Genomic DNA, 14,138 nt, shown 5'->3' on the forward strand with positions numbered 1-14,138 from the left:
AAGTGACCCGACATAAAGTCGGTGCTACCGATAATTAAGGTTTTACTCTCCCCCTAATTAGCTTGGCAACAGGTCTTTCGAACAGCTGATAACTGAGCGTCGCCGCCAAAACAGATAAACCAATAAAAACCCACAACTGCATTAATACTGATACCTCTAACTTAACTACTTGCGTCAATATTGGCATGTGCAGCAAGTATAAAGAGAACGAAATCTTGCCAAGAAAGTCGCCTAGTTTGTTTTCTAAAATCACATTTTTATCGGGCACTAAATACACCAACGCAAAGAAAATAGTCGACATCATCAGTAACACTTCATAACTGAGCCACATACGATACACACTATTAAATCGTACAGAGCTTAGATCAGGGTATAGCAAGACAATGCCGCCGAGCATCAAAACGAAGCCATGGCTTTTTAAATAATCAGGAATGTGAGCTTTATCGTAATGTAAGCCAAATAGCCCCCCCACTAAAAAGTACGGCAGGCTTCTAAAAATATGCAGGTCATAAGCAAGTTCAAATAATTGCCCTATTGGCCTTGGAAAGTTAGATAAAAATAGTCCGAGCAAACAAATAAATACCAGTAAATGTATGTAGCCAAAACGCCATCGTGCAATGCCCCAAAGCAACACAAAAAGTAGATAAAAATGAATTTCAGGGGCAATAGTCCAAAGCACACTGTCGCCTTTTAAAAACAACAAATGTGAGAGCAAGGCACTGCTATCAGGTATGTCATATAAGCTTTGAAACCCAAGCTGTAGCGTGCCAAATGACACCAGCACCACTAACAAATACAAAGGTAAAACCCGGGCAATACGCGCCATTAAATAAGTTTTAACCTTGACCGGATTAAATGGCTTGTCGGCATACAAGTACGCCATTAAAAACCCACTTAACATAAAAAACAGCATGACGCCGTACTGCCCTGCTCGCCCTCCTAAAATGCCACCCAACCAGTCGGTTTTATCACTAAAGTGAGTAATTAGAACAATGATGGCCGCAAGCGCGCGTATAGTGTTAAGTCTTCTGATCTGCAAACTAATATTCTTATTTTTATAAAGTTTCAGCTAAAAACCCTAACGAAATTAGCTGCCTTTGTCATTTTTATTATTAGGGCTCAGACGCTTCTTCTTTTTGAAAAGTGAAATAAGCTTTTGAGACTGGGATGGCGATTTGCGAAAACAGTGCACTGCCCCATAACAAATTACCAATTAAAGAAGGCACAAATGGCACAACAACCAAAGTGATCATCGCTAAAAAAACGCCTAAGAATCGAATTTTGGCTGTCGCAAATCGATGTGCGACACGATATTCAATATTCTTTTGTATCCAAAATAAGCTGAGCAAATAAACAGCCAGACCGATACACCCGATCGTTGCATACTTAAGTGGGTAAGGCTCCCAAAACCCTACTTTAACTTCTCCTGATAAGGCTACACCTATCATTACGGCAGCCAACATAACCAATAAGTGGGCCAGCCACCAGCTTACGAGCGTCCATTTTTTTGTATTTTTTGGCTTGCCATTACCTACAAAATCAAAATATATCCAACATAAAACAAATACAGAGATCCCACCAAAAATGAAGTTAACTAAAACATCAGGGCTTACTTTATAAATGCCTTTCTCAGATAAGGTGATCACCAACTTAAAAAAGCCTTCACCCAGCACAATTAACACAAGTAACGCGAATCGCTCTGACATATGACCAAGGCGGGGTAAAAACCGACTGCATTCTAAAACACCTATTTTTGGTAGCATGTACAAAAGTTGAATGCTGATTATGCCAAGAGCAAATAAAAGGTAGTTGTAAGGGGCAGGAATAAACGCACTAACTGCAAAAATAACCGCCAAAGCCGCAAAATTTTTACTGACTTTATTTGCCAATACGGTTTCTTCAATCCCCAACCTATCAGTTCGATAATATAAATAGGCAGTTATAAAGCGGTTCGCTGAGTAGGCAAGAGCAAAGTACATCCACCCCTTATCATGAATATGGGGAATAGAAGCCGCCATAACCATAGCAGTGACAATTTGGCTGCTCATAATAAAACGGTGTTTGATATCGGTACTGACATAGAGGGAGTTGAAGACACTGGAATCTGCCCAAGCAAACCAGATTGCAATAAATACCCCAGTAAAAATTGCAAAACCAATGGGGTTTAAATGGTCACTCAAGTAATTACCGAGCAAGAATATAATGACCACATGGATTAAGTCATAAAATAATTCAATCCAATGAACATGATCATGTTGATGGTCACTGTCCATATGATGCTGTGGTGCTTTCCACATTGGGTGTTTGTCTAAAGCCATTTTTTATACCTGTTATTGCTTTAAACTAATTTTAGATTGACTGTTTAATTTAACAACTAGTCTCTTTTTAGTAACCTAATCTTCTCTCAAGATTATACTAACCAACAAAACCGGCAGCCCTATTCGTAAATGCCAGCAAAGGTTGGATCAAGCTCAAAACACGCCATAAAGGCATCAACCACATAGGGGTCGTACACAGTGCCTCGCCCCTCTTTAAGCACTTTAATAGCCGCTTGCGCTCCTCGGGCCTTGCGATAAGGTCTATCATTTGCCATTGCATCAAAAGTATCGGCCACTGCGATAATTTTTGCTTCTAAGCAAATTTGATTTTCAATTAGGCCTTGAGGGTAACCGCTGCCATCAAGTCGTTCATGATGCTGACCTATCATTTCTTGAATAGGCCAAGGGAAATGACACTCTTTAAATATTTCAAGTCCACTGGCTGGATGGGTTCTTAACAACGCCAGTTCTTCGGGCATTAGTTTTGAAGGCTTGGTTAAGATCATTGTGGGAATATTTGATTTGCCGATATCATGAATTAGCGCGCCAATATACAAACCCATTTTCTGTTTCTCAGGCAGAGCGAGTTTTGCAGCGATTTCTGAGCAAATATATGCCACATGCTTTTGATGATCTGCGGTATATGGGTCTCGCATCTCTAAACTATGAGAAATCGCCTTAAGCATTTCGAGTAATACTTGATGAGAGCTGTATTTAGCAAACTCTTCTTCTAACAGCTTTTCTCGTTTAACAATATCACCCACCTTCTTACAAACAATGTCCCACAATGCATCAACCTGTTTTTCAATCTGAGCAACCTGTTGATTTGTATAGTCTGTACTTTTATTTCCAATACCAAGTACTGCTACGATTTTGTTTTCTAAGCGAATAGGAAACGCAACATGGTTCTCTAGTGGAAAATGGCCTTCAGGTAACTGATTTTTCGTTTTTAGAGATGGATACGCATTATGGATGACCGCTTGGTTTTGTCGAATTGCATCTCCCCATATGCCAGCCTCAGATAAAGGGTAATGGGATTCATTCACTGCTGAGCAATAAGTCAGTACACTCTTAGACCAGATATTCAGTTGCAGCGTTTGGGTGTCATCATCGTATAAATGGAAATAGCCAATTGTACTTTCACTTATTTCGACAACTAGCTCTAAGAAGTCTTGATACACGCCGCGAACAGTAAAATATTCTCTAGTTGCTAATGTCTGCCTTAAGTTCACTTCCATATAACCTCCATATACTCACCTAAAGCATACGTCATTCATGCTCTATTCTCCAAGATTTGGACAAACATCTCCTTTACACGTTACACCAGCATCTAACTTTATATTCTCAGCTTTAAGCTGTGTATTATTACTTAAGTCAATTTCGGTTAAGTTATTACTCTCTAGATATAACTTTTCTAGAGCAACATTGCTCGATAAGTCTATTTCTGACAACTGATTATTGGTCAATAAAAGTTCCGTGAGCAGACTGTGTGAAGACAAATCTAAGGAATCGATGGCATTATTCTCTGAGTTTAAAACCTTTAATGCTGTCAACTCGGTGAGGTTAAGTTGAGTTAAATTGTTGCTCTTCAGGTTTAAGCTTTCAAGGTCAATATTATTGCTTAAATCTACAGTGTTTAGGTTATTGAAATTTAAGTTCAGCTCTTTAAGTTTTTCATGCTTTGCAAGGTCAATCTCAGTGAGCTCCATACTGTAGAGTTTTAATGACTCCAGCTCAGCATTCGCGCTTAAGTCTAAGTTAGGTAAGTTCTTGTTACCGCCCAAACTCAAGGTTATTAATTTGGTGTTATTAGCCAAATTGAGCTCTTTTAAATCATTAGGCGTGCTACTGCTGCTTGATGAATACAAACTAAGCTCTGTTAACAATGTGTTTTTTGACACATCAATACTGGTTAAATTAGTCTCATAAAGGTTTAACTCTTCAAGTAAAACATGCTTTGAAACATCAATATTGCCTAAGTCATTTCCACCTAAATTGAGTGCTTTTAGAACAAGGTTGTTAGAAATATCAATGTTACTTAGGCCTGTTTCATACAAACTCAGTTCTTCTAGATCAGTATGCTTAGAGACATCAATTGAACCTAATGTATTTCCGCCCAAATTCAGCGTTTTTAAAGCAAGATTATTCGCAATATCAACTTGAGAAAAGTTATTTCTATACAATTTAAGAGACACTAATTTCGCATGCTGACTGATATCAATATCACTCAGTTGATTGCTGCCCACACTTAGCTCAGTTAGATTTAAATTATTAGCAATATCAAGTTCTTTTAGCTGATTCTCATACAAGCTTAAACGCGTCAGCTGAGTATTTTTTGAGATATCAAGTGCCGTCAGCTGATTCCCAAACAACCTTAAATCCGTTAACGCCAGATTCTTTGATACATCTATTGTTGAGATTAAGTTTCTTCCTAGGCTTAAAACTGACAATGCAGAGTTTACTCTCGTATCAATTGTTTGAAGCTGATTGTTTGATGCTCTTAATGCTTCAAGTGCAAGATTGCTTGAGATATCTAAAACTGAGAGATTATTATTGTCGACTCGTAAATCTTGCAGCAGAGGTGCATTACTCATATCGAGGTTAGTAAGTTGGTTTTCTTCCACTCTTAGTTCAAGGAGCTGTGGGTTATTTGAGATATCTAGCTCTGTGAGCTGATTCGTCGTTAGCGCCACCTTATTCAATGCGGAGTTATTGGTCACATCAATGTTGTTCAGTGATGTATTAATTACCGTCAGCTCACTCATGACTAAATTAGCGCTAATATTGATTTGTGAAAGTGGGCTATTTTCGATGTGGAGGGCTGTGAGCTGCGTGTTCGCTTGTAAATCTAAGTTTGTAATTCGTGTATTAACAAGTGAAATGCTTGTTAGGGCTGGATTTTTTGAAACATCAAGTTGCTGAACTTGGCTATTTACAAGCCTCAAAGTTGTCAGTTTTGGCAGTGATGGTAATACATCTAACGATGTCACCTCACTATCACAAGCAAGTTCGGCAATATCGGTTGCATACTTATAACCTGAGGCCTGTGTACATGCCAATAAAGCCGGATCTTGTATTATCTCTGCAAGCACCAGTTTTGGCTTGAACACCACTTTAACCTCACAGTTTTCAGTCACGGGCGCAGTAACATATACATTATTATCTCTTAATTCACCGCCACAACCACTGACCGACTCAACTAGCTGATCTTCATTAGGAGAAACTTGAAAGCTTTGAATTCTATTTTGAATAACTTCGGCAAAGCTGGGGGAGATAGTGCCCCCCTCTGCTACGTTCGTCGAAACCAGTAAAGGTTTTAGTTTAAAACTGACTTTTACGACACAGTTTTCATTAATTGCACCAGTTGTATATGTGGTGCCCGATAAACTTCCGCCGCAGCCAGAAACAGCATCAATCACTAACCCATCATCGGGGGTAATTTCAAAGGTTACTGTCTCACCCACTTTCACTTGCGCTGAATTTTTATCTATGCTGCCATTACTATTTATATCAACAGAGACAGAATAAGTCTGAATTGAGCCAGTCGAAGTATCACCTTCTGAGCCTGAGCCACCTCCACACCCAGATAAAGAGAATATTGCTAATAAAAATATGCTCAGATAAGACCGCTTCATAACTATTATCGTCTATGTAGATTTAAGAGCCGTTATTGTAACGTGAACATCATAAAAAAGCTTCCAGCAACAAGCGCCCTGAAGATCTCAGGGCACTATATTTCTTACAGGTGTTGATTAAACCATTTTGTCGCTTCGTTAATTGATTCATTAACCTCTTCAACTTGATCATAGAAGCTAAATTGGTGATAAGGCGATTCCAATTCAGTGTCTATCCAATGTAGCTTCTTGTCACTTGCCGCAATATTTTCAAAATATTGCTTTGTATAGTGAGGTAACACTGCCCCATCTGAATGAACCATTAAGGTTGGTGTTGTCAGTGCTTTTGCACTCGGCATAGGATCAAGTGTTAGCCAATCTTCCCATGTCATGACCGCAAATTTATCATCGCTCCACTGAGGTATCGCCCCTCTTTCAGAATTCAAATAATAGTCATAAGGGCCATACATGGCAGCAGATTCGTCTGTAGTCGAAATACTTGGAATGTACTCAATTTCTCCCGTTAATTGGTATTTTTTCTTTGCTTGCTGGGCTTGCGTTACTTTTGCTTTCACGCCTGCTTCACCGCCATAAAACATTTTTACTGCCTCTGCATCATGCAACCATGACGCAGCTGTTACCACTGATTTTATTCGACTATCTTCAGACGCAGCCATTAAGGTGTACATTGCACCTGCACAGATCCCTAGTGCACCAACTTTATCTTTGTCTACCACAGGTAAAGTTTGAACAAAGCTTACTGCATGCTTAATATCAATCACCTTTTGTTTTGGGTTCTCGTAAAAGCGCGTCTCTCCCTCACTTTCTCCAAAGTTTCTAAAATCGAAAGCCAATGCAATAAAACCTTGTTGAGATAACTTTTCAGCATATAAGCCCGCCATTTGCTCTTTAACCGTTGTCCAACTGCCTGACACAATAATCGCCGGATATGATTTATTAGCATCGAAATCTTTGGGTAAATACAGGTCGCCCACCACTTTTTCGCCTTCACTTAAAAACGATACTTTTTGCACTAATGACTTTGCATCATTACCTGAATTGTCAGCTTGCTGCATTTGACTCACCTCTTGAAGAAAATTTAAGTTACCTTTTTGACCATGTGTGAGTAAGGTCATATCTGTTATCAGCCACTGTTCATCGACTTTTTGTAATTTATGAAAATAGCGACCATAAATATCCCAGTAAGGAATATTCTGGGCCGTGTGGCTAGCATAAACATGTGAATACATTTGTGCGTTATTGCCATCAACTTGAATATCAAAATTGCTCAAAAGATGATGTGTCTCGACTTGAGCTAATAAGCTTTGCCAACCGCCCACCAAGTCTGTAGCTGCGACTTCACTGCCTGCTTGCCCTGTCATACTTGAATAATCCACAAATACCTTATCAGCAAAGTGACTTTGTGCTTTTGACCACTGCTTGCTGTCAATTGCATTGACCATTTCAACAACCACTTGCTTCACCTGCTGCTGAGTTTCTAATTGCTCAAGACGATGTATTTGTGACTGAGATAATGTATTTGCTTGGGTTTCATGAAATGAAAACAAGCTCAGTAGACATACTGAAATAACACTGAGTTTATTAATGGGGGTTTTCATATGCTCACTCCTAATTAAACCTAAATAGCAAACTCAAATGAGTTTGCTTTGAATTGGGTTTAGATTATCAACAGAGTGAAATCAGAGATTGCACAATACTGCTCGACGTTTAGAACAATATTGCTCGGCGTTTATTTGTTTACTTCTTTAATATATTGGCCGGGAGTATTACCGAAATGAGATTTAAATACACGCGTAAAATGTGACTGGTCATTAAAACCTAACAAACCGGTTATTTCCGCGATATTTGGGTTACTGTTCATCAGCAATTGTCTCGCAAGACTCATACGATAATTTAATAAGTACTGGTATGGGGTGACATTCATGAGCTTCTTAAATTCTCTAAGAAAATAGAACTTACTACAATTAAGTAAATCAGCTAAATCATCAACATGTATGGTTTCGCTCACATGGTTTTCAATGTATCTATCTATTTTTTCTATATGATGCTGAGTTAACTTTGATTGATTAACCCGCTCTTCTTGCAAGTCTTTAAAGTTCGAGTAATGCGTAATGTAATGATTCGCTAATAGAGCAATCAGATTATGAAGGAAAACCCGCCCATTTCTGCCTTTATTTTTTGCCTCTAAAACAAAGAGTTCCATGATCCCTTTAATTGTTTCATCTTCTACATTGTAATTGTTTAAGAATTGTAACTGCTTACCTTTTAAATCAAGCGGGCAATGCTGCAAAAAGGTCTGCTCATCAATCGCTAAAATCAAAAAGAAACAAGGTTCTGAAATATTATGAGTGAAAGGCGTTTTTGGTGGGTTAATCCATATATTGCCCGGTGTTGTCTTTAGCGCCGTCACCCCTTCATCTGTCGACACCTGCCAACTCAAATCTTTTTCTAGCGCCAAAGCAAAATAAAAATAAGGGGTATAAACATTACTCGGGTAAAAATGTGGCGACGAGCCTTTTTCAAGTACCACTTCAGCACAGTTCAAAGCAGCGCCGGAAAACTCGATGTCTAGCACGTCACCACAATCAGACAAATGATGATTTTCAAAATCATAGAACTTAAGCTCAGAACGCATTGCTATTTACTCCAAGGCTACTAATTCAATCAGCATAACTTAAATTCACCCACTTTGGCTTCAACTCGCAGCATTGAGGCTATCACTTCGTTACTATTATTTTGCAGGTGCAAGCTACCCTGTGCTGTGTCATCAGCAATACTCACAATACTGCTTAAGAACTGATTAACATGGTTAATGGCTTTATCTTGTTGCTTAGTATGTTCGCTCACTACATCACTGGTAGACTTAATATCCCCAGCTCGGTTTAGTATTTGTTCAAGTGCAACTGCCAGCTGCTGGTTTTTGTCAGCACATACCCTTGCTTCTTCTCTACCTTGCTCCATCATGTCTTTTGCCGTAGCAGCTTGCTGCTGGATTTTAGAGACAGTCTTTTGAATATTCAGTGTAGACTCTTGCGTTTTCATTGCTAAGTTACGAACTTCATCAGCAACCACTGAGAATCCTCGCCCCGCCTCGCCTGCTCGTGCGGCTTCAATGGCTGCATTCAGAGCTAATAAATTGGTTTGCTCTGCAATCGTCTCTATGACTTCTAATACACTCCCTATCTCACTACTTGAATGGCTTAACTCAAAAATGACATCACTGGCTTGCTCTACTTTATTTGCCAGTCCTAACATATCTTGATGGGTTTGATTGATTAAGCAGACGCCTTGTTCGGTATCTTGATAGATATTGCCTGCTTGCTGCTGTGCTTGTAGGCTGGAATCGCTGACTGATGATACAGACAGAATAACCTGCTCCATGGCAGTGCTTATGCTTTCTATTTTATTTTTTTGCTCAGAGGTACCTTCTTGAGTTTGTTGAGAAATAGCTGAAAACTCATGTACTTTCTGTTGAGTTTGAGAGACCGACTCGCTGATAGCTAAAACTGATTGATGTACTTTTTCTATGAAAAGGTTAAATTCCGATGACAATTGACCGACTTCATCTTGCCTCTGGATCGTTAAACGACGAGTGAGGTCGCCATCACCACGCGCTAATTCAACTACGGCATCTTTCAAATTGAGTAAAGGCTTAAGCAAACTCGACGTTAAAAAGAACACAGAAACTATCGCCACTAACGCGATCACCGACAATAATATAAACACACTCAACATCTGCGCATCTATATCACTTGTCACTTGCTCTGCAAGCTGCTGCGCAGAAGCTTGCGTCTCGTTTGCAAGCTTAGTTAAGCGAGTTTGGATATCTGTTTCAAGAGAGTTTAACACCCTTAAATCTAGGAGTGCGCTCTGCGCACCACCTGAAAGGTGATGCTTTGTTTGCGCAAACCATTGCTCTGATAAAGTTAAAATTTCAGAGCTTAGTTCCATCGCGCTCTCTGTTAAGCTGCTTGCTTTGGCCTGACTTAGATGCGATTCAAACTCAGATTGAAAATGGGTAAATTCAGCTGCAACTTGCTCACTATTTCTAGGTGTTTTAAAAGCCAGTACATCTGCAGAAAAATTGCTTGCCTGTCTAAAAATATTGGCAGCTGCGCTTGAGCTATTAACGGCATTTAAAGGCTGATTAAACGCAAATATGGTTTGCTCACCTTGCTTGTGTAATGCATACGTTAAATACAAACATAATGCAGAAAATACCACGAGCAAGGTTATAAAGCTGGCTAGAAGTTTATGTCGTATTGTCATCTTGCTCTCCTAAAGCGGTAAAATGGGTAGGCTAACCGCTGCATCTCGACCGGTTAAGGTCATCAGAAATGCCTCGAGATCATCGAGTTCAGAAAGCGTCAGCGGGACTGGCTTCATCAGCTCAGAGAGGCTATCACGACGGATCCCCCCAGATATGTAGTGCACTAAAACACTTCTCAAATCTTTGAATTGACCTTGATGCATATAGGGTGCGCGCTGACTGATATTCCTAAGACTTGGCGTTTTAAATGCAAATGCATCTTTCGCTAAACCTGTCAGCTTGCCTTTGCCTTTATCGGCAGTCTGTAAGCCAATATCGTGAAACTTATTGTCGGTAAAATTCCAACCACTATGGCAGCTTGCACATTCAGCTTTACCATTAAACAATGCAAAACCACGCTTTGCCGATTCTGATATGGCACTCTCATCCCCTTCGACCCAAAGATCAAACGGGGCTTGCCCTGAAACTATGGTTCGCTCAAAAGTCGCAATCGCTTTACGAATATTTTTACTATTAATCCCCTCTTGAGGAAACACTCGCTGAAACCACGCTTGATAACTTTGTACCTCAGATAAGCGGCGCACCGCTTCGTCTATAGGTAAGTTCATTTCCACCGCGCTCTCAATCGGCCCCAAAGCTTGTTCTTCAAGCGTACGCGCGCGACCATCCCAAAAAAAAGAAGACCCCCAAGCCATATTAATAATGGTCGGTGAGTGTCTATCTAAATGAGAGTTTTGCGCACCAATAGAGGTCGCCGTCGCATCCTCCCAGCCAAAACTTGGATTATGACAAGTGGCACACGTCATATTGTGATTTTTGCTCAGCCTTGGATCAAAGAATAACATTTTTCCTAAAGCCGCTTTTTCAACCGAATATGGGTTATCAGCAGGAAATGGAATAGAAGATGGCCTTTTATATTCTGCTTTTAAAGAACTTGCATTCGCCAATAACCCCACACTTAATAGCATCAAAAAACTTATCCCTTTCAATGCTGTATATTTGATATTACCCATATTTCTTGTCCATTTAGAATTGCATAGGGTAAAAGACAGGACAAAACGAGAATAAATTTCATCAAAACAAAATAAGATCACATGTTCTTAACAAAAATGCCTATCTCAAACATGCGCAAAAGGGCAAACAATTACGTATGCCCTTTTGAAGTTAACGTGTCTCAAACCAGTAGCATTTATCTAACGGTTAGACCAAACATTTTTCGGCGCGGTTATCTAAATAACCTGAGAAACGAGTTAGTGCGAGTGCCAACACCACAATTGCTGCGCCTATCCAAGCTGTATCTGTTAAAGCCATGTCTTCAACAATGACACCACCCACAACAGAACCAAATGCGATGCCAACATTAAATGCGGCGATATTGAGTCCTGATGCAACATCCACAGCGTTTGGGGTGTGCTTCTCTGCCAGTTGCACCACATAAACTTGCAGGCCTGGCACATTACCAAACGCAAATGCGCCCCAAATTAAGACGGTCAACACTGCGCCTATTTGGCTTTGCGCTGTGAAAGTAAAGACCATTAAAACCAATGCCAGAGCAGAAAATATAAGTTGCAATGCTTTGACAGGACCCATTTTGTCAGCAAGCTTACCACCCCAAATGTTACCCACTGCCACTGAAACGCCATACACCAGCATGATCAAACCAATTGAACTTGAGGCGAAACCAGATACTTGCTCTAAAATTGGCGCTAAGTAAGTGAATGCCACAAATGTGCCGCCATATCCAACTGCTGTCATCGCATACACAAGTAGTAGCCTTGGTTGTGTTAACACTTTTAATTGTTCCGTTATTTTCGCAGGCGCAGACTGTTTGAGGTTTTTTGGTACCAAAATAGCACTACCGATCAACGCAATAAAGCCAAGTACTGATACCACTAAAAACGTTGCTCGCCAGCCCAGCTCTTGCCCTATCCAAGTGCCCAGCGGCACACCCGTTACAAGCGCAACCGTTAAACCTGTAAACATAATGGCAATGGCGCTGGCTTCTTTGTCTTTGCTCACTAGGCTTGTTGCTATGGTTGAGCCAATTGAGAAAAATACCCCATGGGCTAAGCCTGTGAGAATACGCGCTGTGATTAAAGACTCATAGCTAGGTGCTTGCCAAGCTAACAAATTGCCCGCCACAAACAGCGCCATTAATGTCAGCAACACCAACTTGCGATCCCACCTTCCTGTCAGTGCAGTTAATACGGGTGCACCAACCGCAACACCCAGCGCATATAAACTCACCAATAAACCCGCGGAAGGTAAAGACACGCCCAAGTCTGCAGCTATGGTCGGCACCAAACCGACAATCACAAACTCAGTGGTGCCAATTGCAAAAGCACTGAGGGTCAGCGCGAATAAAGCCAAAGGCATAATTAGATTCCTCACATAATTAAAGTGAGGGTATTTTGGAGAAAATTTAAATTGACAAAAACAGCAATAATCTCAAAATACTTTTGTGATTATTGTAAAAGTGAACATATAAAATGGCGCAACCAAAGACTGAAGATTTAGAAATATTTGTGACTGTGGCCGAGTCTCAGAGCTTTACCCTTGCTGCCAACTTTCATAATACGCAAGTCGCCAAGATCTCCCGCGCAATTGCCCGATTAGAAAGCATATTAAATGTCACGCTGTTTAACAGAACCACCAGAAAAATTGATTTAACCGAAGATGGGCAAACATTTTTAACTTTTGCAAAACAAAGCCTCGCCATTTTATCAGAAGGCACAGCGGCACTCAGTGTAAATAAGCGATCCCCCAGTGGCCCACTTAGAGTGGATGCGGCTAGCCCTTTTATGTTCCATCAAATAATCCCTTGGGTTAAAGTATTTAAACAAGCATATCCTCAGATCCAGCTAGAGCTGATCACCCATGAGAATATTGTTGATCTCATTGAGAAAAAGACTGATGTGGCTATTCGCATTGGTCGACTGTCTGATTCAAACCTGTATGCGAAAAAGCTAGGAGCCAGCCCATTACGCATTGTTGCAAGTCCTGAATACCTTGTTGAATGCGGAACACCTAAAAACAGCCATGAACTCTCGGCGCATACCCTTATCGGTTTTGCAGAAGCACCTAAACTCAATAACTGGCCTTTGAAAGAGCCTGCACGCATAAAACCAAGTTTATTTGCCAGTAACGGCGAATCTGTAAGACAGCTGACCCTAGCTGGTAATGGTCTGTCTCTGCTTTCAAACTTTATGGTGCACGACGACCTAAGATCAGGGCGTTTAGTTGAAGTGCTCCCTAGTGCGTTGCAAACTCCGAATCCAAGAGAAGAAATCCATGCGGTGTATTATAAGAACTCCAGCGTCTCGGCGCGTATAAACGCTTTTATCGACTTTTTCTCACCGAGGCTCACTCTATAATTAAACCGAGCTTAAATTAGACAGAGCTTAGCAAAATACTGGTTTCTGAATTCAATACCCCATCAATGGCTCTCACTTCTCGAAGCACTAAATCAAATTCTTGTAGGTTCGAAGTCTGAATTTCTGCGATGAGATCCCACGCGCCATTGGTGGTGTGCATTTTTAACAGCTGCGGGATACCCCGTAACTTTTGAATAACTTGAGTTGTCGATTTGCCTACGACTTCGATCATCATCACCGCTTTAATGGCATCTGTTTCGATTTGCTCATGCGCGCGAATGGTGAAGCCTAAAATTGCCCCACTACTTACCAGCCTATCTAAGCGGTTTTGTACTGTACCACGCGATACGCCGAGTATTTTTGCAAGTTTTGCCACAGGCGCTCTGGCGTCACTTTTTAAAATGGCGACCAGCTCTTTATCGATGGCATCAAACAGATAAGGTTTTCGATTATCCAAAATTACTCTCCATTACATTAGCCCTTTACTCAGCCGTTGAAATATCACTTTGCTTATAAAGAACTGGCAAAATGCCAAAAATTA

11 protein-coding genes are annotated in these 14,138 nt (G+C 40.5%); 1 reads left to right on the forward strand and 10 read right to left on the reverse strand.

Going from position 1 to position 14,138, the window contains the following annotated elements; all coding sequences use genetic code 11:
• Window positions 1–34 precede the first annotated feature (34 nt).
• The 9 genes from ACXAC4_RS11035 to ACXAC4_RS11075 all read right to left on the reverse strand — a co-directional run bounded on the left by ACXAC4_RS11035 (window position 35) and on the right by ACXAC4_RS11075 (window position 12,599).
• Window positions 35–1,039, reverse strand: coding sequence for an acyltransferase family protein (locus ACXAC4_RS11035; protein WP_475161479.1), 1,005 nt, complete (start codon window positions 1,037–1,039; stop codon window positions 35–37).
• Between the two features lie 73 nt (window positions 1,040–1,112).
• A complete protein-coding gene (locus tag ACXAC4_RS11040) occupies window positions 1,113–2,318 on the reverse strand; it encodes a low temperature requirement protein A (RefSeq protein ID WP_475161481.1) in 1,206 nt (401 codons plus the stop codon).
• 119 nt (window positions 2,319–2,437) lie between these two features.
• Complete coding sequence (locus tag ACXAC4_RS11045; RefSeq protein ID WP_475161482.1) at window positions 2,438–3,556, reverse strand: HD domain-containing phosphohydrolase; 1,119 nt, start codon at window positions 3,554–3,556, stop codon at window positions 2,438–2,440.
• Between the two features lie 42 nt (window positions 3,557–3,598).
• Window positions 3,599–5,953: a leucine-rich repeat domain-containing protein gene (locus tag ACXAC4_RS11050; protein WP_475161485.1), complete on the reverse strand. Its 2,355-nt coding sequence runs from the start codon at window positions 5,951–5,953 to the stop codon at window positions 3,599–3,601.
• A 104-nt stretch (window positions 5,954–6,057) separates the two neighbouring features.
• The gene (locus tag ACXAC4_RS11055) at window positions 6,058–7,551 is read right to left on the reverse strand and encodes an alpha/beta fold hydrolase (protein WP_475161487.1); all 1,494 of its coding nucleotides are present in this window, start codon (window positions 7,549–7,551) and stop codon (window positions 6,058–6,060) included.
• 131 nt (window positions 7,552–7,682) lie between these two features.
• Window positions 7,683–8,588, reverse strand: a complete 906-nt coding sequence (locus ACXAC4_RS11060; RefSeq protein WP_475161489.1) for a helix-turn-helix transcriptional regulator — start codon at window positions 8,586–8,588, stop codon at window positions 7,683–7,685.
• Window positions 8,589–8,617: 29 nt separating this feature from the next.
• Window positions 8,618–10,222 carry a methyl-accepting chemotaxis protein gene (locus ACXAC4_RS11065; RefSeq protein ID WP_475161491.1) on the reverse strand — a complete coding sequence of 535 codons (1,605 nt, stop codon included), beginning with the start codon at window positions 10,220–10,222 and terminating at the stop codon, window positions 8,618–8,620.
• Between the two features lie 9 nt (window positions 10,223–10,231).
• Window positions 10,232–11,236 carry a cytochrome-c peroxidase gene (locus tag ACXAC4_RS11070; RefSeq protein ID WP_475161494.1) on the reverse strand — a complete coding sequence of 335 codons (1,005 nt, stop codon included), beginning with the start codon at window positions 11,234–11,236 and terminating at the stop codon, window positions 10,232–10,234.
• Between the two features lie 187 nt (window positions 11,237–11,423).
• A complete protein-coding gene (locus tag ACXAC4_RS11075; RefSeq protein WP_475161496.1) occupies window positions 11,424–12,599 on the reverse strand; it encodes an MFS transporter in 1,176 nt (391 codons plus the stop codon).
• Window positions 12,600–12,712: 113 nt separating this feature from the next.
• On the opposite strand from ACXAC4_RS11075, the gene ACXAC4_RS11080 reads away from it, so the two are divergent.
• Window positions 12,713–13,597: a LysR substrate-binding domain-containing protein gene (locus ACXAC4_RS11080; protein WP_475161501.1), complete on the forward strand. Its 885-nt coding sequence runs from the start codon at window positions 12,713–12,715 to the stop codon at window positions 13,595–13,597.
• Between the two features lie 16 nt (window positions 13,598–13,613).
• Here ACXAC4_RS11080 and ACXAC4_RS11085 read toward each other — a convergent pair whose 3' ends face one another.
• Window positions 13,614–14,054 carry an Lrp/AsnC family transcriptional regulator gene (locus ACXAC4_RS11085; RefSeq protein ID WP_058030352.1) on the reverse strand — a complete coding sequence of 147 codons (441 nt, stop codon included), beginning with the start codon at window positions 14,052–14,054 and terminating at the stop codon, window positions 13,614–13,616.
• Window positions 14,055–14,138 lie beyond the last annotated feature (84 nt).

The organism is Pseudoalteromonas sp. AWM4_233 (assembly GCF_056158285.1).